This is a genomic window from Streptomyces sp. NPDC001156, from assembly GCF_053598275.1.
The window spans coordinates 31,398-53,221 of the sequence record NZ_JBSFJX010000053.1; the positions used below are offsets into that span (position 1 = coordinate 31,398).

Annotated in this window: 17 protein-coding genes; 14 read left to right on the forward strand and 3 right to left on the reverse strand. The window is 70.0% G+C overall.

The window, feature by feature from the left end:
- Positions 1–264: 264 nt before the first annotated feature.
- The 10 genes from ACWDA7_RS24230 to cimA all read left to right on the forward strand — a co-directional run bounded on the left by ACWDA7_RS24230 (position 265) and on the right by cimA (position 11,099).
- Positions 265–396: a hypothetical protein gene (locus ACWDA7_RS24230; protein WP_359394943.1), complete on the forward strand. Its 132-nt coding sequence runs from the start codon at positions 265–267 to the stop codon at positions 394–396.
- 272 nt (positions 397–668) lie between these two features.
- The gene (locus ACWDA7_RS24235; RefSeq protein WP_450606301.1) at positions 669–1,712 is read left to right on the forward strand and encodes a 3-isopropylmalate dehydrogenase; all 1,044 of its coding nucleotides are present in this window, start codon (positions 669–671) and stop codon (positions 1,710–1,712) included.
- Between the two features lie 267 nt (positions 1,713–1,979).
- Positions 1,980–3,068, forward strand: a complete 1,089-nt coding sequence (locus ACWDA7_RS24240; protein WP_450606302.1) for a branched-chain amino acid aminotransferase — start codon at positions 1,980–1,982, stop codon at positions 3,066–3,068.
- Between the two features lie 383 nt (positions 3,069–3,451).
- Complete coding sequence (ureA, locus tag ACWDA7_RS24245; RefSeq protein WP_450606303.1) at positions 3,452–4,132, forward strand: urease subunit gamma; 681 nt, start codon at positions 3,452–3,454, stop codon at positions 4,130–4,132.
- Positions 4,129–5,811 carry an urease subunit alpha gene (locus ACWDA7_RS24250; protein ID WP_450606304.1) on the forward strand — a complete coding sequence of 561 codons (1,683 nt, stop codon included), beginning with the start codon at positions 4,129–4,131 and terminating at the stop codon, positions 5,809–5,811. Before ureA ends, ACWDA7_RS24250 begins: the two co-directional genes overlap by 4 nt.
- A gap of 11 nt (positions 5,812–5,822) precedes the next feature.
- Entirely contained in the window at positions 5,823–6,872 is a 1,050-nt protein-coding gene (locus tag ACWDA7_RS24255; RefSeq protein WP_450606305.1) for an agmatine deiminase family protein, read from the forward strand.
- A gap of 9 nt (positions 6,873–6,881) precedes the next feature.
- Positions 6,882–7,166 carry a hypothetical protein gene (locus ACWDA7_RS24260; RefSeq protein WP_450606306.1) on the forward strand — a complete coding sequence of 95 codons (285 nt, stop codon included), beginning with the start codon at positions 6,882–6,884 and terminating at the stop codon, positions 7,164–7,166.
- On the forward strand, positions 7,163–7,774 hold the full coding sequence (locus tag ACWDA7_RS24265; protein ID WP_450606307.1) for a TetR/AcrR family transcriptional regulator: 612 nt from the start codon (positions 7,163–7,165) through the stop codon (positions 7,772–7,774). Before ACWDA7_RS24260 ends, ACWDA7_RS24265 begins: the two co-directional genes overlap by 4 nt.
- Before the next feature lie 138 nt (positions 7,775–7,912).
- Entirely contained in the window at positions 7,913–9,214 is a 1,302-nt protein-coding gene (locus tag ACWDA7_RS24270) for an MFS transporter (protein WP_450606308.1), read from the forward strand.
- Between the two features lie 280 nt (positions 9,215–9,494).
- Positions 9,495–11,099, forward strand: coding sequence for a citramalate synthase (gene cimA, locus ACWDA7_RS24275; protein WP_450606309.1), 1,605 nt, complete (start codon positions 9,495–9,497; stop codon positions 11,097–11,099).
- Positions 11,100–11,294: 195 nt separating this feature from the next.
- Here the strand turns inward: cimA and ACWDA7_RS24280 are convergent, their stop codons facing one another.
- On the reverse strand, positions 11,295–13,163 hold the full coding sequence (locus ACWDA7_RS24280) for a ricin-type beta-trefoil lectin domain protein (protein ID WP_450606310.1): 1,869 nt from the start codon (positions 13,161–13,163) through the stop codon (positions 11,295–11,297).
- A gap of 249 nt (positions 13,164–13,412) precedes the next feature.
- Here ACWDA7_RS24280 and ACWDA7_RS24285 point away from each other — a divergent pair, with 249 nt between their 5' ends.
- Together ACWDA7_RS24285 and ACWDA7_RS24290 are read left to right on the forward strand one after the other, a co-directional pair.
- On the forward strand, positions 13,413–16,433 hold the full coding sequence (locus ACWDA7_RS24285; protein ID WP_450606311.1) for a glycoside hydrolase family 3 protein: 3,021 nt from the start codon (positions 13,413–13,415) through the stop codon (positions 16,431–16,433).
- 192 nt (positions 16,434–16,625) lie between these two features.
- The gene (locus ACWDA7_RS24290; protein ID WP_450606312.1) at positions 16,626–17,984 is read left to right on the forward strand and encodes a hypothetical protein; all 1,359 of its coding nucleotides are present in this window, start codon (positions 16,626–16,628) and stop codon (positions 17,982–17,984) included.
- Positions 17,985–18,352: 368 nt separating this feature from the next.
- Here ACWDA7_RS24290 and ACWDA7_RS24295 read toward each other — a convergent pair whose 3' ends face one another.
- Positions 18,353–18,946, reverse strand: a complete 594-nt coding sequence (locus tag ACWDA7_RS24295) for a YceI family protein (protein ID WP_450606313.1) — start codon at positions 18,944–18,946, stop codon at positions 18,353–18,355.
- 481 nt (positions 18,947–19,427) lie between these two features.
- On the opposite strand from ACWDA7_RS24295, the gene ACWDA7_RS24300 reads away from it, so the two are divergent.
- Positions 19,428–21,020: an acyl-CoA carboxylase subunit beta gene (locus ACWDA7_RS24300; protein ID WP_450606314.1), complete on the forward strand. Its 1,593-nt coding sequence runs from the start codon at positions 19,428–19,430 to the stop codon at positions 21,018–21,020.
- 57 nt (positions 21,021–21,077) lie between these two features.
- The gene (locus tag ACWDA7_RS24305) at positions 21,078–21,275 is read left to right on the forward strand and encodes an acyl-CoA carboxylase subunit epsilon (protein WP_450606315.1); all 198 of its coding nucleotides are present in this window, start codon (positions 21,078–21,080) and stop codon (positions 21,273–21,275) included.
- Between the two features lie 199 nt (positions 21,276–21,474).
- On the opposite strand, the gene ACWDA7_RS24310 is transcribed toward ACWDA7_RS24305, so the two are convergent.
- On the reverse strand, positions 21,475–21,824 hold a 350-nt coding region (locus ACWDA7_RS24310), incomplete at its 5' end, for a GTP-binding protein (RefSeq protein ID WP_450606316.1).

The following is a 21,824-nucleotide window of genomic DNA, read 5'->3' on the forward strand; positions in this document are numbered from 1 at the left end:
CCGGCATCCGGGTGGCTGACAGACGTGCAGGTCAGGGGCGTGTGACCCGAGTGGCGTCTCAGATAGTAGGAAGTCCGAGTAATTGTGGAGACAGACGCGCGCTCCTCGCTTAGCTTTGTAGGAGCCGAACGTCTCGCTCGATCAAGCGAATGGCGGTCGTGAGCCGGGCCCCGTGCAGGCAACCCCTGCGGCACCGCTCCCCGCCCCTCCGGCGTCTCGTTACCCCTTTTCCGCACTCCCGGATGTCGAAGGAGTCGATTTCCCATGGCCGAGACGACCGCCCGCCGCCGAGTCCGTCACCTTTCCCGTACGAGCGAGTCCGACCGCAAGAAGGCCGCCGCCGCGCTTCAGCGTGCGCTCGACCGCCGGGACAACGGCGGCGAGACCGGCCACTGAGCCGCGGCCCTCACTCCGAGGACCGCTGATCCCCGGTCGGGCCGGGAGACCACCCACCTGCCGGGAGCCGCACCCGCACGAGGTGCGGCGCGGCCGGGCGCTCAGCGTCATGTGCCGCGCCGCACCTCGAGGTGTTCGCTCCGCATCCGCACGTCACACCGCGCGCGGGTGCCCGGCACCAGGAGCAGTGAGCCGCGAGCGACCGGCGCCGACGAGTGTCCGTATCCCGGACGCTCCGTGTCATTGGATGGGACAAGGAGTACGGTGCCGTCATGTCTCGCAGCATCAATCTCGCAGTGATTCCCGGTGACGGCATCGGCCAGGAGGTCGTGGCCCAAGGGCTGAGAGTCCTCTCCGCCGTCCTTCCGCAGGATGTGAAGCTGGAGACCAAGGAGTACGACTTCGGCGCCCGGCGCTATCACGCCACCGGTGAGACCCTCACCGACGCCGACTTGGAGCAGCTCAAGCAGCACGACGCGATCCTGCTCGGCGCGATCGGCGACCCGTCGGTGCCGTCCGGGGTCCTGGAGCGAGGCTTCCTGCTCAAGCTCCGCTTCGCCTTCGACCACCACGTCAACCTGCGGCCCTCCAAGCTGCTCCCGGGTGTCGCCACGCCGCTCGCGGGCCAGCCCGAGATCGACTTCGTCGTGGTCCGCGAGGGCACCGAGGGCCCGTACACGGGCAACGGCGGCACGATCCGCACCGGCACCCCGCACGCGGTCGCCACCGAGGTCTCGCTGAACACCGCCTTCGGTATCGAGCGCGTCGTGCGCGACGCCTACGCCCGCGCGCAGGCCCGCCCCCGCAAGAAGCTGGCCCTCGTCCACAAGAACAACGTGCTGGTGCACGCCGGTCACCTGTGGACGGACATCTTCACCCAGGTGGGCGAGGAGTTCCCCGAGGTCACCACCGAGTACATGCACGTGGACGCGGCGACGATCTACCTCGTCACGCAGCCCGAGCGCTTCGACGTGATCGTCACCGACAACCTCTTCGGCGACATCATCACCGACCTGGCCGCCGCCATCTCCGGCGGTATCGGAGTGGCCGCCTCCGGCAACATCAACCCGTCCGGCGAGTTCCCGTCGATGTTCGAGCCCGTGCACGGCTCGGCGCCCGACATCGCGGGCCAGGGCAAGGCAGACCCGTCTGCCACCGTCCTGTCGGTCGCCCTCCTGCTGCGTCACCTCGGCTACGAGTCCGAGGCGACCCGCATCGAGGAGGCCGTCTCCGCCGACCTCGCGGAGCGCGCGGGCCGGCCCGCCCGCACCACCGACGAGATCGGCGACGCGCTCGCCGTACGAGTAGCCGGCTGACCCGCCGCGCTTCTCACACCTCTGAGAAAGGCCGTCGGGTCGCCTTTGCGCCCGGCGGCTTTCCCATGTCGTCGCCGGGTGTCACCATCGACGCACCCCTGGGCTACCCCTTGGGCCGCATTCACACCGTTTCGGCGGCGACTCTTCGCTTGCGATAATCGAACCAGGAGCCGCGGAATGAGGGAATGCTCGGACGTCCTACGACCGCCGATGGCGGGACGGGCGTGAGCGCGGCCCGTCAACACAACCGGTGAAGGACAACCACACATGACGACGCCCACGATCGAGCTCAAGCCCTCCGCCAGTCCGCTCTCCGACGCGGAGCGGGAGGCGATCCTGGCCAACCCCGGGTTCGGCCGCCACTTCACCGACCATATGGTGACGATCAAGTGGACCGAGGGTCGGGGCTGGCACGACGGTCAGCTCGTCCCGTACGCCCCGATCTCCCTCGACCCCGCCACCAACGTCCTGCACTACGCGCAGGAGATCTTCGAGGGCCTCAAGGCGTACCGCCGCCCCGACGGCTCGGTCGCCACCTTCCGCCCGGAGATGAACGCCCGGCGCTTCCAGCGCTCCGCCCGGCGCCTGGCCATGCCCGAGCTGCCGGTCGAGACGTTCATCGAGGCCTGCGACGCGCTCGTCCAGCAGGACAAGGCGTGGGTGCCCGCGCACGGCGGCGAGGAGTCGCTCTACCTGCGCCCGTTCATGATCGCCACCGAGGTCGGGCTGGGCGTGAAGCCCGCCAACGAGTACCTGTTCCTTGTGATCGCCTCCCCGGCCGGCGCCTACTTCGCCGGCGGCGTCAAGCCGGTCTCCATCTGGGTCTCCGAGGACCGGGTCCGCGCCGTCCCCGGCGGCATGGGCGACGCCAAGACGGGCGGCAACTACGCGGCCTCCCTGCTCGCCCAGGCCGAGGCCGCCGCCAAGGGCTGCGACCAGGTCTGCTACCTCGACGCCGTAGAGCACAAGTGGGTCGAGGAGCTCGGCGGCATGAACCTGTACTTCGTGTACGGGGACAGGATCGTCACCCCCTCGCTGACCGGCTCGATCCTCGAGGGTGTCACCCGCGACTCCCTTCTCACCGTCGCCCGCGACCTCGGCTACGAGGCCGAGGAGGGCCGCGTCTCCATCGACCAGTGGCAGGCCGACTCCGAGAACGGCACCCTCACCGAGGTCTTCGCCTGCGGCACCGCAGCGGTGATCACCCCGGTGGGTACGGTCAAGCGCGCGAGTGCCGAGTGGAAGCAGCAGGACGGCGAGCCGGGCAAGGTCACCCTCGCCCTCCGCGATGCCCTGCTGGACCTCCAGCGCGGCACCCGCGAGGACACACACGGCTGGATGCACCAGCTCGGCTGAGCGTCTAAAGAACCGCCGGGCCCGCCCATTACATTGCGTCTGGGCGGCCCGGCGGTTCGTTCGAGGCGTAACGACCTCACCGCGTCACACGCGCCGCGTCGGCCGCAGAGCCTCGCGCTGCTCGCCGCATGTACCCCTCTGCTGCTGTTCGCCGCGTCCGCCATGCCCCCCCGCGTCTCGGGCCTTGCCCGCACCGGGTGCAGTCGGGTGATGTCGCGGGACGAACATGGTCACCCTCGGCTGCGCCTGACTTAGAGCACCGCTCAAAGCAGTGTGATCTGTGTCGGCCATCGCAGGAGTTCCGTTCCCTGATACCAGCGTCTAGAGTGAGAGCGCGCTTAGAGCAACGCTCTAAAGTCTGGGAATCAAGGAGGTGCCGCTGCGTGAGACTCACCCCCACGGAACGTGACCGGCTGCTGCTGTTCGGAGCCGCCGAGCTCGCTCGCGCGCGGCGGGCCCGGGGTCTGAGGCTGAACGTGCCGGAGGCCACCGCGCTGATCGCCGACACCGTCTGCGAGGCCGCCCGGGACGGGAAGCGGCTCGCCGAGGCCATCGAGGCGGCGCGGTCCGTACTCGGTCCGGACGATGTGCTGCCGGGTGTCGCGGACGTCGTCACCGAGGTGCACGTCGAGGCGGTCTTCGACGACGGGTCACGGCTCGCGGTGGTCTCCGACCCCATCGGACAAGGGCTCGGGGAACAGGCCCCCGGAGCGCTGCTCCCGGGGCCCGTGCACGCCGAGCCGGAGGCGGTCGTGCGGGTGCCCGTGACCAACACCGCCACGGTCCCGGTCTCCGTCACCTCCCACTTCCACTTCTTCGAGGCCAACCCAAGACTCGACTTCGCGCGTGCCGACGCCTACGGCATGCGGCTCGCCGTGCCCGCCGGGTCGTCCGTCCGGTTCGGGCCGGGGGAGACCGTCGAGGTCGGGCTCGTGCCGATCGGCGGCGGCCGGGTCGCGATCGGTTTCGCGGGTCTCGTCGACGGCCCGCTGGACGAGCCCGGAGCGAAGGAAGAGGCCCTGCGGCGGGCCGCCGCCTGCGGATATCTGGGAGCCGGCCGATGAACCCCTACGCCTACGCGGCCACCCACGGCCCCCGGGTCGGCGACCGTGTCCGTCTCGGCGACTCGGGTCTGGTGGTCCGTGTCGAGTCCGACGCGCAGAAGTACGGCGACGAGTTCCTCGCCGGCTTCGGCAAGACCGCCCGTGACGGGCTGCACCTCAAGGCCACGGCCGTACGCGACACCTGTGACATCGTCATCAGCAACGTGCTGGTGATCGACGCGACGCAGGGAATCCGGAAGGTCTCCATAGGCATCCGGGAGGGCCGGATCCACGCGATCGGCCGGGCCGGGAACCCGGACACCCTCGACGGGGTCGACGTCGTGGTCGGCACGGGTACCTCGATCGTCTCCGGCGAGGGGCTGGTCGCCACCGCCGGGGCCATCGACACGCACGTCCACCTGTTGTCGCCGCGCATCATGGAGGCCTCGCTGGCCTCCGGCGTGACCACGATCATCGGGCAGGAGTTCGGCCCGGTGTGGGGCGTCGGCGTCAACTCGCCGTGGGCGCTGCGGCACGCGTTCAACGCCTTCGACGCCTGGCCGGTCAACATCGGCTTCCTCGGCCGGGGCTCGTCGTCCGACCCCGCGCCCCTGACCGAGGCGCTGGCCGAGGGCGGCGCCTGCGGTTTCAAGGTGCACGAGGACATGGGCGCCCACACCCGCGCCCTCGACACCGCGCTGCGCGTGGCCGAGGAACACGACGTCCAGGTCGCCCTGCACAGTGACGGCCTCAACGAATGCCTGTCCGTCGAGGACACGCTCAAGGTCCTCGAGGGGCGGACCATCCACGCCTTCCACATAGAGGGCTGCGGCGGCGGTCATGTGCCCAACGTCCTGAAGATGGCCGGTGTCCCAAACGTCATCGGCTCCTCGACCAACCCGACGCTGCCCTTCGGCCGGGACGCCGTCGCCGAGCACTACGGCATGATCGTCTCCGTCCACGACCTCAAGACCGACCTGCCCGGCGACGCGGCCATGGCCCGCGACCGCATCCGTGCCGGAACCATGGGGGCGGAGGACGTGCTGCACGATCTCGGCGCGATCGGCATCACCTCGTCCGATGCGCAGGGCATGGGCCGCGCCGGCGAGACCGTGCGCCGCACCTTCGCCATGGCCGGGAAGATGAAGGCCGAGCTGGGTCCCCTGGAGGGCGACGGCCCGGACGACGACAACGCCCGCGTCCTGCGCTACATCGCGAAGCTGACGATCAACCCCGCGATCGCGCACGGCCTTTCGCACGAGGTGGGCTCGATCGAGGTGGGCAAGCTGGCCGACATCGTGCTGTGGCGACCGGAGTACTTCGGGGCCAAACCGCAGCTCGTGCTGAAGGCTGGCTTCCCGGCGTACGGAGTGGTCGGCGACCCCAACGCGGCCACCGACACCTGCGAACCCCTCGTGCTGGGACCCCAGTTCGGGGCGCACGGAGCGACCCCCGCCGACCTCTCCGTGGCCTTCGTCGCCCGAGCGGCCGCCGAGCAGGAGGGCGACCGGATGCCGACCCGAAGGCGACGGGTCGCCGTCCGGGGCACCCGTGGGATCGGCCCCGCCGACCTGCGCCTCAACGCCCGTACCGGAACGGTCGACGTCGACCAGCGCTCCGGCCTGGTGACTCTCGACGGCGATCCGCTGCGCTCCGAGCCGGTCGAGTCCGTCTCCCTCAACCGCCTGTACTTCCTGTGAGGACGTCAGACATGACCACCCCCGCCGCCGACGGCTTCCGCATGCCTGCCGAGTGGGCCCCGCACGAGCGCACCTGGATGGCGTGGCCGGGCCCCAACCCGACCTTCGACGACCCCGAGGCCCTGGCGGCATCCGAGAGCGCCTGGGCGGCGGTGGCCCGCGCCGTGCGCCGCTTCGAGCCGGTCACCGTGGTCTGCGGTCCGGGCCGCTCGGCTGAGGCCCGTACCCTCCTCGGCCCGGGGATCGACACCGTCGAACGCGACCTCGACGACGCCTGGATGCGTGACATCGGCCCGACCTTCCTCACCGACGGGAAGGGCGGACTGGCCGCCGTGGACTGGACGTTCAACGGCTGGGGCGCCCAGAGCTGGGCCCGCTGGGAGCACGACGCCAAGATCGCCGCGTATGTGTCGGACCTTGCGGGCGCCCGGACGTACGCCTCGAAGCTGGTCAACGAGGGCGGCGCGATCCACGTCGACGGCGAGGGGACGGTCCTGCTCACCGAGACGGTCCAGCTCGGCCCCGAACGCAACCCGCACTGGACGAAGGAGCAGGTGGAGGCGGAGATCCACGCCCACCTCGGCACCCGCAAGGCGATCTGGCTGCCGCGCGGCCTGATCGCCGACTACCCTCCGCACGGCTTCGGCACCCTCGGCCATGTCGACATCGTCGCCGCGTTCGCCCGCCCCGGCGTGGTCGTCGCCCACCACCAGCCGGACCCGGCCCACCCCGACCACGAGGTGACGAAAGAGGTGATCGGGATCCTGAGGTCCGCCACCGACGCCCGGGGCCGCCGCCTGGAGGTCGTCGAGGTCCCCGCCCCCACCGTCCTGGAGGCCGACGGCCACTGGGCCGACTACTCCTACATCAACCACTACCTCTGCAACGGCGGAGTGGTGCTGTGCGGCTTCGACGACCCTCGGGACGAGATCGCCGCCGGGATCTTCCGCCGGCTGTTCCCCGAGCGGACGGTGACGCTCGTCGACGCCCGGACGATCTTCGCGGCCGGGGGCGGCATCCACTGCATCACCCAGCAGCAGCCGAAGACGGCCCTCGGATAGAACGTTCCGGTGAATGTGATGCTCCGCGCCACCCGCGGAAGACGGCTGACCGCGCCGGTTCGCCGGCCCGACGAGATGCCGGGGCGCCCCGAACGGCCGGCGATCGACGACCTCGGCGTCTCCCGCCTCGGCGGCTGCCGCGCCGCCTGCCCCGACCATGGGGTCACCAGCGTCTGTTCCTGCGCGGCAGAGGCCGCCGTAGCGGCCTCCGTCTGCTCGGGCGGACACGAGACCCGGCTCGTCCCGGACGCCTTCCGGGTGCACGCAGCACAGGACGTGGAGGCGACCGGATGACCCGCAGCCGGCAGTCCGCCCCGCCCCGCGAGGACGTCCTCGCCGCCGCCATGGAGATGATCGCCGAGCGCGGTCTGGAAAAGCTCACCATGGCCGCGCTCGGGCGCGAGGTCGGGATGAGCAGCGGCCATCTGCTCTACTACTTCCGTTCCAAGGACGAACTGCTGTTGCGGGCCCTCGAGTGGAGCGAGGGCCGGCTCGGCGCCGAGCGCGGACGGCTGCTCAGCCGCGGGGTGACTGCCCGCGAGCGCCTCGACGCCTACGTTGACCTCTACGTCCCGGACGGCCACCGCGACCCGCACTGGACGCTCTGGCTGGAGGTGTGGAACCGCTCGCAGAACGCCGACGACGACGCCCGCGACCGGCAGGCCGCCATCGAGCGCGCCTGGCACCGCGACCTGGTCGCCCTGATCGCGGAGGGCGTCTCGCGCGGCGAGTTCCGGCCCGTCGACGCCGACCGCTTCGCCGCCCGGCTGCGCGCCCTGCTCGACGGCTTCTCCATCCACGTGGCGATCGGCCTGCGCGGCACCGACCGGGAGCAGATCCTCGGCCATGTACGGGAGTTCCTGGACGAGTTCCTGGGGCGGCCGGGGAATCCGGACACCTGAGACGAGTCCCTGGGGCGGCCGGAAAATCCGGACACCTGATCGGCCGCCGGAGGCCGGCACCCCCCGGTGGCGTGAACGCGATGGACAACACCCGACGCGCTCTTGTCGCATTCGCGAACGACGGGCACGTTACGGGCCATGGGACGAGAGCACTGGAAGAGGATCTGGATCGGCTCGGCCGGCAACATGGTGGAGTGGTACGACTGGTTCGTCTACGCGAGCTTCGCCACCTACTTCGCCGGGACCTTCTTCCCGGACGGGAACCCCACGGCCCAGCTGATGAACACGGCGGGCATCTTCGCGGTCGGTTTCTTCATGCGTCCGGTCGGCGGCTGGCTGCTCGGCCGGATCGGTGACCGCAGAGGGCGCAAGGCCGCCCTGACCCTCACGGTCACGCTGATGTCCGCCTCGGCGATCCTCATCGCCGTCGCGCCGACCTACGCCGTCGCGGGGTACGGCGGCGCGCTCGTGCTGCTCGTCGCCCGCCTGCTGCAGGGCCTGTCGGTGGGCGGCGAGTACGCGGCCAGCGCCACCTACCTCACCGAGGCGTCCGACCCGGCGCGGCGCGGGTTCGCCTCCAGCTTCCAGTACGTGTCGATGACCGCGGGCCAGATCGTCGGTCTCGGCCTCCAGATCGTCCTCCAGCGCACGATGTCCGACGACGCACTGCACAGCTACGGCTGGCGTATCCCGTTCGTGGTGGGTGCGCTGGGCGCGGCGGTCGTCTTCTATCTGCGCCGGAACATGCTGGAGACCGAGGTCTACGAGGCCGGCGAGACCGGCGGCGCGGAGCGCGGCTCGCTGCGCGCGCTGTGGCGGCACCGGCGCGAGGCCCTGCTGGTGATCGCTCTGACCATGGGCGGCACGGTCGCGTACTACACGTACACCACCTATCTGACCAAGTACCTGTCCAACTCGGCGGGTCTGTCCAAGGAGACGGCGACCCTCGTCTCCTTCACCGCGCTGATCGTCTTCGCCTGCCTCCAACCGCCGGCCGGCCGACTCGCCGACCGGATCGGCCGCCGTCCGCTACTGATCACCTTCGCGGTCGGCTCCACCTTCCTGACGGTCCCGATCATGACGCTGCTGAAGCGCGCGAGCAGTTTCTGGCCGGCGCTGGGCCTGTCCCTGCTCGCCCTGGTCGTGGTCACGGGGTACACCTCGATCAACGCCTGTGTGAAGGCGGAACTGTTCCCCACGGGCGTCCGGACCCTGGGCGTCGCCCTGCCGTACGCCCTCGCCAACGCGCTCTTCGGAGGGACGGCGGAATACGTGGCGCTGTGGTTCAAGGACGCGGGCGTGGAGTCCGGCTTCTCCTGGTACGTGGCGGGCTGTGCGGCGGTGTCCCTTGTGGTCTATGTCACCATGAGGGAGACGCGGGACCTGGATTTGACCCGGGTGAGCACCTCCGAGTCGTCCTCGTTGACGACCGCATCCTGAGACAGCGGTGAGCGCGAGGGTGGATTGTGCCAGACTGCCGCCGTGCTCTCGTTCGCCATGATTATTGGCAGCAGGCGCGCCGGTCCGCAGTGACCGCTACGTACGACCAGGTACGGGCGGCCACCGTCGTCCTCGACCCGCGCGCAGACCTCTCGCACCCGCGAGAGGTTTTTCGTTTTCCTGGCCCACCTTCAGCTGGGAGGCACGCGCGAGGGACTATGGGGGGACGGTGGAACCGGTCATTCCGGTAGACCGAGATCAAATCAGGAGCCTTGAGACCATGACGGAAACCAGCGAGCTCGACGACTCGTTCCACGTCTTCGACACGACGCTGCGCGACGGTGCGCAGCGCGAGGGCATCAACCTCACCGTCGCGGACAAGCTGGCCATCGCACGGCACCTGGACGACTTCGGCGTGGGCTTCATCGAGGGCGGCTGGCCCGGCGCCAACCCGCGGGACACGGAGTTCTTCGCGCGGGCCCAGGAGGAGATCGACTTCCGGCACGCCCAGCTCGTCGCCTTCGGCGCGACGCGCCGGGCCGGCGGCAAGGCGGCACAGGACCCGCAGGTCAAGGCACTGCTGGACTCGGGTGCACAGGTGATCACCCTGGTCGCGAAGTCCCATGACCGCCATGTCGAACTGGCCCTGCGCACGACGCTCGACGAGAACCTGGAGATGATCCGCGACACGGTCTCTCATCTGCGGGCCGAGGGCCGCCGGGTCTTCGTCGACTGCGAGCACTTCTTCGACGGCTACCGGGCCAACCCGGAGTACGCGAAGTCGGTGGTCCGCGCGGCGTCGGAGGCGGGCGCGGACGTGGTGATCCTCTGCGACACCAACGGCGGGATGCTGCCGGCCCAGGTCCAGGCGGTGGTGTCGACGGTCCTCGCGGACACGGGCGCCCGGCTCGGCATCCACGCGCAGGACGACACGGGGTGCGCCGTCGCCAACACCCTGGCGGCGGTGGACGCGGGCGCCACGCACGTGCAGTGCACGGCCAACGGCTACGGCGAGCGGGTGGGCAACGCGAACCTCTTCCCGGTGGTGGCGGCCCTGGAACTGAAGTACGGCAAGAAGGTGCTGCCCGTGGGCAGGCTGCGCGAGATGACGCGCATCTCGCACACGATCGCCGAGGTGGTCAACCTCACGCCGTCCACGCACCAGCCCTATGTGGGTGTCTCCGCCTTCGCCCACAAGGCCGGACTGCACGCGTCCGCGATCAAGGTGGACCCCGACCTGTATCAGCACATCGACCCCGAGCTCGTGGGCAACACCATGCGGATGCTGGTCTCCGACATGGCGGGCCGCGCGTCGGTGGAGCTCAAGGGCAAGGAGCTGGGGGTCGACCTGGGCGGCGACCGGGAACTGGTCGGCCGGGTCGTGGAGCGGGTGAAGGAGCGGGAGCTCAAGGGCTACTCGTACGAAGCGGCGGACGCCTCGTTCGAGCTGCTGCTGCGCGAGGAGGTGGCGGGCGCGCCGCTGCGCTACTTCCGCACCGAGTCCTGGCGGGCCATCGTCGAGGACCGCCCCGACGGCACCCACGCCAACGAGGGCACGGTCAAGCTCTGGGCGAAGGGCGAGCGCATCGTCGCGACGGCGGAGGGCAACGGCCCGGTCAACGCCCTGGACCGCGCCCTGCGGGTCGCCCTGGAGAAGATCTACCCCCAGCTCGCCGCGTTCGAGCTGGTCGACTACAAGGTCCGCATCCTGGAGGGCAAGCACGGCACGCAGTCCACGACCCGTGTGCTGATCTCCACCTCGGACGGCAAGGGCGAGTGGTCCACGGTCGGCGTCGCGGACAACGTGATCGCGGCCTCCTGGCAGGCGCTGGAGGACGCCTACACCTACGGCCTGCTGCGGGCCGGTGTGGAGCCGGCGGAGTAGCGGCCCGGCGGGCCTCAGCAGGAGTCCGCGGCGAGCTTCTCGAACTCGCCGCGGCTCACGACACGGTCGTCGGCCCAGATCTGGCCGGCCCGCGACCGGTCGAGACTGGCCCGACGGAAGGGGACGGCGCCGGATCGTCCGTCGTATGCGCGCCGCCCCCGTCCACGAGGGGCGGCGCGCACCGTCACCCCTCGGCTACTGCAGTCGCCACTTCTGGTTGGCCGCACCCGTGCACGACCAGATCTGCGCCCGGGCCCCGTTCGCCGACGAGTTGTCCGTCACGTCGAGGCACTTGTTCGCCGCCGAATTGACCACATCACCCGTCGACGAGTTGTACGACCACCGCTGGGCTCCGGTGCCATTGCAGTCGTACAACTGCACCTTGGCCCCGTCGGCCGTCGAACCGCCGGACACGTCAAGGCACTTCCCGAGCGCCTGGATCGACCCGTCGGCCTTCACCGTCCATTGCTGGGCGCTCGTCCCGTTGCAGTCGTACAGCTGAACGGCCGTGCCATTGGCGCTCGACGCGCCCGCCACGTCCAGGCACTTGCCGGCCAGGCCCACGAACGCCCCCGACTGCTCGCCGCTGCCCGACTGCGTCCCCGACCAGGTGAACGTCGCCGACGTCTTGCCCGGCAGGGAGTACGTCGCGTGCTGCCCACCCCAGTTGATCGTCACTGTCTTCGCCGAGGAGGCGTCGTTGTACGCGATCAGCGCCTTGGAACCGTCGGGGTTGCGCCAGGCCACGTTCGGCACCGCCGAGCTCGCCGTCGAGGCGATGCGCTGCGCGCCCGGCCGTACGAACTTCGTCAGGTGGCCCATCGTGTAGTACTCGACCGTGTAGTCGACCGTCCCGCTCGCACCGTCCCCGTTGTGGACCGTGATCAGGCCGGTGCAGGTGCCGCAACCGCCGTTGTGCGGGCCCATGTTCTGGTCCACCGCGAGCGACCACTTCGTCACGGACTTCGCCCAGTTGCGCGTGTAGTCGACGATGTTGAGCATGTCCTCGCGCTGCTGGTTGGCGATCCAGGTGCCACCCGAGTGCTCCGTGCCGAACGCGTCCAGCTGCGGGTACTGGTTGTGGACGGTCGTCTGTTTCGTGACGTCACCGCCGTACCCGTGCCAGGCGATGCCGCCGAAGTTCGGGTGCGAGCGGACCGCCGCGTCGTCCACCGTCTGCGCGGCGTACGAGTCGTACACGTCCCAGTTCCAGTCGTGCGCGAGCACCTTCGTGGACAGGCTCGCCGCCTGCAGCTTGGGCAGCAGTTCGCTCTTCGTGAAGTACGCGAGCCCGGACGCGTTCCAGCTCATCGACGGATAGCCCGAGCAGCACGTCGGCTCGTTCTGGGCCGTGACGTAGGAGACGGGAACGCCCTGGTCGCGGTAGGCCTGGAGGTACTTCGCGAAGTACGAGGCGTAGGCTCCGTAGTCCTCCGCCTTCAGCCAGCCCCCGTTGAGCTGCCCGCTGTCCTTCATCCAGGCGGGCGCCGTCCACGGCGTGGCCATGACCGTCAGCGAGGGGTTGAGCTGGAGCGCCTGCTTCGTCAGCGGAACCACGTCCGCCAGGTCGTGCGCGATCGAGAACTTGGTGAGGTTCGGGTCCGTCTGCCCGGCCGGTACGTCGTCGTAGGTGTAGCCGAAGCGCGCCAGGTCGGAGGCGCCCATCGGATTGCGCAGGAAGGACAGCCCGATGCCGTCCGTCGGCGAGAACAGCTTCCGCATCGTGGCGTCCCGCGTCGCCTGCGAGAGCGCCCCGCTGCTGTTCATGAGCCAGGCCGCGGTGTCCGTGAAGGACGCCCCGCCGCCGGTGAACGTCTGGTAGCGGGTGTTCTCGTCGACCGTGATGTTCTCGCCGCCGCCCCCGGCACCCGACTGGAAGGCGAACGGGGTCTGCGCCTGGAGCCCGCGCACCACATGGCGTCCGCCGGAGTCGTCGGTCGTGGTCAGCCAGGCCGTGATCTGTTCCCCGGCGGCATGCGCGGGGGCGGTGCCCGCCGCGGACAGGCCCGCGGTGGTGAGGAGTCCGGCGAGGAGCAGATGAACCGCGCGCAGCGGTGGTCTCATGGTGCGCCGCCCTTTCGGTGTGGGGGACTAGGGGGCGTGCGAGGCGTGAGTAAATGACGGCGCCGCGGCCGCGTCAAGAGGGTGCGCGTTCAGTTTCCGAAGGAACAACGTCCCTGATCCGGCCGGGACTTAGGTCTGTACCTGTTCTGACGTGAAGTCTTGACGGTTTCCCGGTGCACCAGTTAACTCACGCCCTGATCTAAGTCGTAAGCTCACGCCTGCGGACTACCAGAGCCAAGGGGAAGGTCCATGCGAAGAACCGCCCTGATCGCCTCCGCCACCCTGCTCACCGCCCTGTTCCCGCTCACCACCGCCGGGCCGGCGTCCGGCGCCGACGACCCGGCCCCCGTTCCCGTCGACCGCTTCGAGGGCGAGGTGCCCTTCGCGAGCCAGCCCGCCGACGGCATCTTCACCTGGGGCAGCGACGCCGACGACCCGCCGGCGCTGCAGTTCGCCGGCCGTACGGACGCCCCCGAGGGCGCCAAGGTCCTCGCCGGCACCTACGACATCAGCGGCTACGGCGGCTTCACCCACGACTTCGCGGCCGACCAACCGGCCCACGACTGGTCCGCCCACAAGGGCATACGCTTCTGGTGGGACGGCCAGAACAACGGCAAGAAGATCGCCTTCGAGATCAAGGACGGCGGTGCGAACGGCGAGGCCTCGGAGCTGTGGACCACCTCGTTCAACGATGACTTCACCGGCTGGAAACAGATCGAGATCCCCTTCACCGCCTTCACTTATCGCACGGACTACCAGCCTGTCGGCGGCATCGACCACGTCCTCGGGCTGACCCAGATGTGGGGCTACGCCCTCACGCTCCCGGTAGGCGTCAAGGGGCAGTTCGCCATGGACGACGTCGAGCTGTACGGCAAGGCCGACCAGTCCCTGCGGGCCTCCGTCACCACGGACTCCGCCGTCTACCCGGTCAGGGCGGGCGGCACGGCGCGGGTGACGGTCTCCGTCGGCACCACCGGTACCGCACCCCTCGACGAGCCCGTCACCGTCGCGTACGAGACGGCCGGCGGGTCCGCCGCGCCGGGCACCGACTACGCCCCCGTCGCGGGCACCGTGACCTTCCCGGCCGGGACGGTCTCCGGGACCTCGCGCACCATCGAGGTCGCCACCCGCAAGGACAAGAGCGCCGCGGCCGCCAAGACGATCCCGCTCAAGCTGACCGTCACGGGTGCCAAGGCCCCCACCGAGACCCCCCAGGTCGTCATCGACGCCCACGGCCTGCCGTACCTGGACAGCAAACTGCCGGTGCGCAAGCGGGTCGCGGACCTGGTCTCGCGCATGTCCCTGGAGGAGAAGGCCGGCCAGATGACCCAGGCCGAGCGCGCCGGCCTCACCTCACAGGGCGACATCGCCGCGTACGCCCTGGGCTCGCTGCTGTCCGGCGGCGGCTCGACCCCGACGCCCAACACCCCCGAGGCGTGGGCGAAGATGATCGACTCCTTCCAGCTGAGGGCGCAGGCGACCCGGTTCCAGATCCCGCTGATCTACGGAGTCGACGCGGTCCACGGCCACAACAACCTGGCCGGCGCCACGATCATGCCGCACAACATCGGCATCGGAGCCACGAGGGACCCGAAACTGGCCGAGAAGGCCGGTGCGGTGACGGCCAGTGAGGTACGTGCCACCGGTATCCCCTGGGACTTCGCGCCCTGCCTGTGCGTCACGCGCGACGAGCGCTGGGGCCGCTCCTACGAGTCCTTCGGTGAGGACCCGGCCCTCGTCGAGTCCATGGAGACGGTCATCCAGGGCCTCCAGGGGCGCGCCGACGGCAAGGACCTGAGCCGCGACGACAAGGTCCTGGCCACCGCCAAGCACTTCGTCGGCGACGGCGGCACCGAGTACGGCTCCTCGACGACGGGGTCGTACAAGATCGACCAGGGTGTCACCAAGGTCACCCGCCAGCAGCTGGAGGACATCCACCTGGCGCCCTACCAGACGGCGGTCGACCGCGGCATCGGCTCGGTCATGCCGTCGTACTCCTCGCTGGACATCCTCGGCGACGGCCAGGGCCCGGTGAAGATGCACGCCCGCGGCGACATGATCAACGGCGTGCTCAAGAACCGGATGGGCTTCGACGGCTTCGTCATCAGCGACTGGAACGCCATCGACCAGCTCCCCGGCGACTACGGGTCCCACGTCCGCACCGCGGTCAACGCGGGCGTCGACATGATGATGGTGCCGTACACGTACAAGGACTTCCGTACGGCTCTGATCAGCGAGGTGCAAGCGGGCCGCGTCAGCGAGAAGCGGATCGACGACGCCGTCTCGCGCATCCTGACGCAGAAGTTCAAGCTGGGCCTGTTCGAGCACCCGTACGCCGACACGAGCGGCGCCGCTCGGATCGGCTCCGCCGAGCACCGGGCCGTGGCCCGACAGGCGGCCGCCGAGTCCCAGGTGCTGCTCAAGAACGCGAACGGCGTGCTGCCGCTGAAGCAGAGCCAGAAGGTGTACGTCGCCGGCTCCAACGCCGACGACCTCGGCAACCAGACCGGCGGCTGGACCATCACCTGGCAGGGCGCCTCCGGCAACCACACCCAGGGCACGACCATCCTGCAGGCGATGCGCAAGGCCGGGGGAGACGTCACCTACTCCAAGGACGCCTCGGCACCGCTGAACGGCTACGACGTCGGCGTGGTCGTCGTCGGTGAGACCCCGTACGCCGAGGGCGTCGGCGACGTCGGCAACGGACACTCCCTGGAGCTGTCCGCCGCCGACAAGGCCGCCGTGGACAAGGTGTGCGGCGCCATGAAGTGCGCTGTGCTGATCGTCTCCGGACGGCCGCAGCTGATCGGCGACCAGCTGGGCAAGATCGACGCCCTGGTGGCCTCCTGGCTGCCGGGCACCGAGGGCGACGGCGTCGCCGACGTGCTCTACGGCAAGCGCCCGTTCACCGGCCGGCTCCCGGTCACCTGGCCGAAGTCCGAGGCACAGCTGCCGATCAACGTCGGCGACTCCTCGTACGACCCGCAGTTCCCCTACGGCTGGGGACTGACCACGCTCACCAAGACCCCGGCCGGCGGTACGGCGACCCTGAAGGCGCTGGAACACGCCGCCGCCGTGGCCGAGAAGTCAGGGTCCGCGCGGGCGGGCCAGGAGATCGTGGCCAAGGCGCGGCTGCTCGTCCAGCAGAAGGTCGGATCCGGGATCACGGCGGCGGTCTCCGGGCCGTTCGCGGACGCGGACCATCTGCTGCTGACGGGTAAGTACCGGGCCGCGGTCATGAAGCTGACCGAGGCATACCGGGCGGCGTGACGGCACGGTGGCTCCCCCGGCGGGCGGCACAGCGCGCATGTGCCGCCCGCCGGGCACACCAGTCTCCGGGGCCGACGGCGCCGGTCTCCCCGCCACGGGCCGCCGGCCGCCGGTTCGCCCCGCACGTGCCGCACCGGGGCACACCCCCGGGCCCGGCGTCCGGTTCCGGGTGCCGTCGGGTAGCGTCGAAGTATGAAGACCGCGCTGGTCCGAGGACTCGCCGTCCCCCTGGTCGCCCTGGTCATGGCCGCCCTGACGATCCTGTCCACCGGAGCCGCCCATGCGTACGCGGCCACCGACATCTCGGCCATTGCCGCCTCGCTGCGCCACGGCCCGGTGTATGTCGATCCGGCGGCCTCCGGGCAGCTGTCCACCGCCGACACCGACGCGCTCGCGAAGAAGATCGAGGACGCCGGCAAGCCCGTCTTCGTCGTGGTCCTGCCGGCCGGCTACCCCACCCAGAACCTCTTCTCCGATCTGCGCACGGCCACCGGCATCACCGGTGTGTACGCGATCCGGCTCGGCGACCGCTTCGACGCCAGGGCTGACTCCTCGGTGCTGCCCCGCACCGCCGTGCAGAACCTGGTCACCAGCGTCCAGGGCGAGAGCGCCAAGGCCCAGCTGACCGACTTCACCGACCGGGCCCTGGTCAGCGTCCGGGGCCACGCACCGTCGTCCTGGGGCACTTCGAGCGGCCGGAGCGAGGTCTCGTCCACCGCGCTGATCACCGTCGGCGCGGTACTGGTGGCCGGTGGCGTGGGCGCCTACGCGCTCGTACGGCGCAGCCGGCGCCGCCGGGAGGAGGAGCAGCGCGCCGCGCTGGAGAAGCTGCGGGTCGTGGTCGACGAGGACATCACCGCCTTCGGTGAGGAACTGGACCGCCTCGACTTCCACCCGGCGCAGCCCGGCGCGGACGACGCGATGCGCGCGGACTACGAGCGGGCGCTGGACGCCTACGAGCAGGCGAAGTCGTTCATGGCCGCGGCCCAGCGCCCGGAGGACGTGAAGCCGGTGACGGAGGCGCTGGCGGACGGCCGCTTCTCGCTGGCTCTGCTCGCCGCCCGGCGGACCGGCCGTCCCCTGCCCGAGCGCAGGCCGCCGTGCTTCTTCGACCCCCGCCACGGCCCGTCCGTGGCCGACGCGACCTGGACCCCCGCCGGTGGCGCGCCCCGCGAGGTTCCGGTCTGCGCCGCGGACCAGGCCAGGCTGGCCGACGGCCGCGACCCCGCGGTCCGCGAGGTGGACACCGAGTACGGCCGCCGTCCGTACTGGGACGCGGGCCCCGCCTACGGCCCCTGGGCGGGTGGCTACTTCGGCGGCGGCATCCTGCCGGGGCTGCTGGTGGGCACCCTGCTCGGCAACATGATGGCCACCCCCTCGTACGCGGCCGACTACGGCGCCGGATACGGCGACTTCGGTGGCTATGACGGCGGTTACGAGGGCGGCGACATGTCGGGCGCGAACTTCGACCCCGGCGATTTCGGCGGCGGCTTCGGCGACGGTGGGGGAGGGGACTTCGGCGGGGGCGGCGGCGACTTCGGCGGAGGCTAACCAGTTGGATTAGCGAAGCGTAGTGAACCTGTGGCAGAGTGCTACGCGCACGCCCGGCGCCCAGGCGACGTCGGGCACCCTCCTCGGTCGGGTCTTGCGGCCCGGTCGACCGGCGTCCGGAGGGACGTGCCACGCGGGCTGGCGGCTCCTGTCGTTCAGTACCAGGGCACGAAGGCGATTGGCTCCCAAGGCTGAGCAACGCTCAGGCTCGCTAAGCCAATCAGAGACGCTTCTGAACCGGCCGGCCCACCCGTCCGGTCCGGGTCGGACAGCGAGCCGCACAAACGGCGCGCCCGCCTTCCACAGACGGGGAGTGGAAGGCGGGCGCGTTCGCGTGCGCCTGGGTGGGCGCTCGATGGACCTGCGGGTCAGGCCTGCTTGATCGCCGAGAGGTCGAAGACCAGCTTGATCTTGTCGGAGATCAGCACACCGCCCGTCTCCAGGGCCGCGTTCCAGGTCAGGCCCCACTCCGAGCGCAGGATCTCCGCCTTGCCCTCGAAGCCGACGCGCTCGTTGCCGAACGGGTCCTTGGCGGCGCCGTTGAACTCGAGGTCGATGGTGATCTGCTTGGTGGTGCCGAGGATGCTGAGGTCGCCGGTGATCCGGTAGTCGTCGCCGCCCAGCGCTTCCGCCTTGGTGGAGCGGAACGTCATCTGCGGGTGGTCCTCGATCTTGAAGAAGTCCGCGCTCTTGAGGTGGTTGTCGCGGTCGGCGGAGCCCGTCTCGATGCTGTCCATCTTGACGTCGATCGAGGCGGTGGACTTCGACGGGTCCGAGCCGTCCAGGTGCAGCGTGCCCTCGAAGTCCTGGAAGCCGCCCTTGACGTTCGTGACCATGGCGTGGCGGGCCACGAAGCCGATCGTCGAGTGGGACGGGTCCAGGGTGTAGGTGCCGGTCAGCGCGGCGAGGTCGGCGTTGCTCGCGGCGGGGGTGTCGGTGCTCTTACGGCCGAAGATGCCCATGACGTGTTTGCTCCTTTGGGGGACGGTTCGCGATCTTGGACAGTCCGCGAAGCCAAAGCTGTTTAACGTTCAACGATGCGAACAGATTCGACCGTAAACTTATTCCGTTCAATTTTCAACGTCATCGGTGCGTGTCGCCGATGACGTCGCGTCGTCGGGGGTGGCGGCGCGGCGCACTCCCGGCGGGCGGGTACGGTGGACCGTCCGACGGTCGTGTGCGGCCGCTCCGGCGGTCGGGACGGGTGGTCCCAGGGCAGCCGTTCGGGGTCCCGTGTCACTCCGAGGATGGCATGCGGGAGCCCGCGATGTGAGGTTGCTCTCGGTCGAGCCTGTTGTGCGACCTCTACAACGCCCACGCCCTCTGAGCAGTCGGATGGGCTGCATCCGATGGGGATTCTGTTCAGTGCTACCAGGAAAACGGGCTGGAGACTGTACAGAGTGGACGGCTCGCTTTGCTTGGTGGACTTCATAAGGTCGCTACATGACCGTTTTGGAAGAGGCTGTAGGTTCCGGGAGCGAGCCCACGGATGCGCGCGGCCGGGTCGCCGAGCTGCACGAGATCCGTGCGCAGGCCGTGGCCGGGCCCAGCGAGAAGGCGACCGAGGCGCAGCACGCCAAGGGCAAGCTGACCGCCCGGGAGCGGATCGAACTGCTCCTGGACGCAGGGTCCTTCCAGGAGGTCGAGCAGCTGCGTCGGCACCGGGCGTCCGGGTTCGGCCTGGAGGCCAAGAAGCCGTACACCGACGGTGTGATCACCGGTTGGGGCACGGTGGAGGGCCGGACAGTGTTCGTCTACGCCCATGACTTCCGTATCTTCGGCGGCGCGCTGGGCGAGGCCCACGCCACGAAGATCCACAAGATCATGGACATGGCCATCGCGGCCGGTGCGCCGCTGGTCTCGCTGAACGACGGCGCGGGCGCCCGTATCCAGGAGGGTGTGAGCGCGCTCGCGGGCTACGGCGGCATCTTCCAGCGCAACACCAAGGCGTCCGGCGTCATCCCGCAGATCTCCGTGATGCTGGGCCCGTGCGCGGGCGGCGCGGCCTACAGCCCCGCCCTGACGGACTTCGTCTTCATGGTCCGTGAGACCTCGCAGATGTTCATCACGGGCCCTGACGTGGTCAAGGCCGTGACCGGCGAGGAGATCTCCCAGAACGGCCTGGGCGGCGCCGACGTGCACGCCGAGACCTCCGGCGTGTGCCACTTCGCTTACGACGACGAGGAGACGTGCATCGCCGAGGTGCGCTACCTCCTGTCGCTGCTGCCGCAGAACAACCGGGAGAACCCGCCGCGGGTGGAGGCCGCCGACGCGGTGGAGCGCCGCAGCGACGTCCTGCTGGACCTTGTGCCCGCGGACGGGAACCGCCCGTACGACATGGCGAAGGTCATCGAGGAGATCGTCGACGACGGCGAGTACCTGGAGGTCCACGAGCGGTGGGCGCGCAACATCATCTGCGCGCTGGCCCGGCTGGACGGCCAGGTGGTGGGCATCATCGCCAACCAGCCGCAGACCCTCGCCGGGGTTCTGGACATCGAGGCATCGGAGAAGGCCGCGCGCTTTGTCCAGATGTGTGACGCCTTCAACATCCCGCTGGTGACCCTGCTGGACGTTCCGGGTTTCCTGCCCGGTGTCGACCAGGAGCACGGCGGGATCATCCGCCATGGCGCGAAGCTGCTGTACGCCTACTGCAACGCGACCGTGCCCCGGATCTCGCTGATCCTGCGCAAGGCCTACGGAGGCGCCTACATCGTGATGGACAGCCAGTCCATCGGGGCGGACCTCACCTACGCATGGCCGACCAACGAGATCGCCGTGATGGGCGCGGAGGGCGCGGCCAACGTGATCTTCCGCCGCCAGATCGCGGGCGCCGAGGACCCGGAGGCCATGCGGGCGCGGATGGTCAAGGAGTACAAGTCCGAGCTGATGCACCCGTACTACGCGGCCGAGCGCGGGCTGGTGGACGACGTCATCGACCCCGCGGAGACGCGAGAGGTTCTCATCAAGTCGCTGGCGATGCTGCAGTCCAAGCACGCGGACCTGCCCTCCCGCAAGCACGGCAACCCCCCGCAGTAACCGAGCGGACCCTCCGCGGCAACCCCGCGGACCTCTCTCTCACGGAGACTGACATCCATGAACACCCCTGACATCCGCGTCGAGAAGGGCTATGCCGAGCCTGAGGAAGTGGCCGCCATCACGGCCATCCTGCTGGCCCGTGCAGCTGCCCAGCCGTCCCTGACGACCCCGGCCCATCGCGGCCGCGCGAAGGCCGGGTGGCGCCGCCTGGAGCGCGAGCCCGGCTTCCGGGCGCCGCACAGCTGGCACGGCTAGGCCTTGCCCTCAGCAGTCCGAGAAGGGCCCCTCCGCCACGGAGGGGCCCTTCTCGGTGCACAGGCGCACACGGAGGCGCCCGGGAAAAAGAATTCCCCGCGCCCCATGAAAGGGGGCGCGGGGAATGACACGATCAGCCACGGACAGTCCGCAGGCGTCCTGCGATCCGCCGGGCCGGCCCGGCGGCCGCGATCTGCGCCTACCGCAGACGTGCCATGAGCGCATGCTCGACCAGGGTGATCAGGGCACTCTTGGCATCCGCGCGATGGCGGGCGTCCGTCGTGATGATCGGGGCGTCCGGGCCGATCTGCAGTGCCTCGCGGACCTCTTCGGGGTTGTAGGGCTGATGCCCGTCGAAGCCGTTGAGGGCGATGACGAAGGGCAGGCCCGAGTTCTCGAAGTAGTCGACCGCGGGGAAGCAGTCGGCGAGGCGGCGGGTGTCGACCAGGACGATGGCGCCGATGGCACCGCGGACCAGGTCGTCCCACATGAACCAGAAGCGGTCCTGGCCGGGTGTACCGAAGAGGTACAGGATCAGGTCCTGGTCCA

What these genes read in the sequence shown, in the direction of transcription:
- ACWDA7_RS24270 (WP_450606308.1), top strand. Translation starts at nt 7,913, where the DNA reads ATGGGACGAGAGCACTGGAAGAGGATCTGGATCGGCTCGGCCGGCAAC.
- cimA (WP_450606309.1), top strand. Translation starts at nt 9,495, where the DNA reads ATGACGGAAACCAGCGAGCTCGACGACTCGTTCCACGTCTTCGACACG.
- ACWDA7_RS24250 (WP_450606304.1), top strand. Translation starts at nt 4,129, where the DNA reads ATGAACCCCTACGCCTACGCGGCCACCCACGGCCCCCGGGTCGGCGAC.
- ACWDA7_RS24290 (WP_450606312.1), top strand. Translation starts at nt 16,626, where the DNA reads ATGAAGACCGCGCTGGTCCGAGGACTCGCCGTCCCCCTGGTCGCCCTG.
- ACWDA7_RS24280 (WP_450606310.1), bottom strand. Translation starts at nt 13,163, where the DNA reads ATGAGACCACCGCTGCGCGCGGTTCATCTGCTCCTCGCCGGACTCCTC.
- ACWDA7_RS24255 (WP_450606305.1), top strand. Translation starts at nt 5,823, where the DNA reads ATGACCACCCCCGCCGCCGACGGCTTCCGCATGCCTGCCGAGTGGGCC.
- ACWDA7_RS24285 (WP_450606311.1), top strand. Translation starts at nt 13,413, where the DNA reads ATGCGAAGAACCGCCCTGATCGCCTCCGCCACCCTGCTCACCGCCCTG.
- ACWDA7_RS24235 (WP_450606301.1), top strand. Translation starts at nt 669, where the DNA reads ATGTCTCGCAGCATCAATCTCGCAGTGATTCCCGGTGACGGCATCGGC.
- ACWDA7_RS24300 (WP_450606314.1), top strand. Translation starts at nt 19,428, where the DNA reads ATGACCGTTTTGGAAGAGGCTGTAGGTTCCGGGAGCGAGCCCACGGAT.
- ACWDA7_RS24265 (WP_450606307.1), top strand. Translation starts at nt 7,163, where the DNA reads ATGACCCGCAGCCGGCAGTCCGCCCCGCCCCGCGAGGACGTCCTCGCC.
- ACWDA7_RS24230 (WP_359394943.1), top strand. Translation starts at nt 265, where the DNA reads ATGGCCGAGACGACCGCCCGCCGCCGAGTCCGTCACCTTTCCCGTACG.
- ACWDA7_RS24295 (WP_450606313.1), bottom strand. Translation starts at nt 18,946, where the DNA reads ATGGGCATCTTCGGCCGTAAGAGCACCGACACCCCCGCCGCGAGCAAC.
- ACWDA7_RS24240 (WP_450606302.1), top strand. Translation starts at nt 1,980, where the DNA reads ATGACGACGCCCACGATCGAGCTCAAGCCCTCCGCCAGTCCGCTCTCC.
- ACWDA7_RS24305 (WP_450606315.1), top strand. Translation starts at nt 21,078, where the DNA reads ATGAACACCCCTGACATCCGCGTCGAGAAGGGCTATGCCGAGCCTGAG.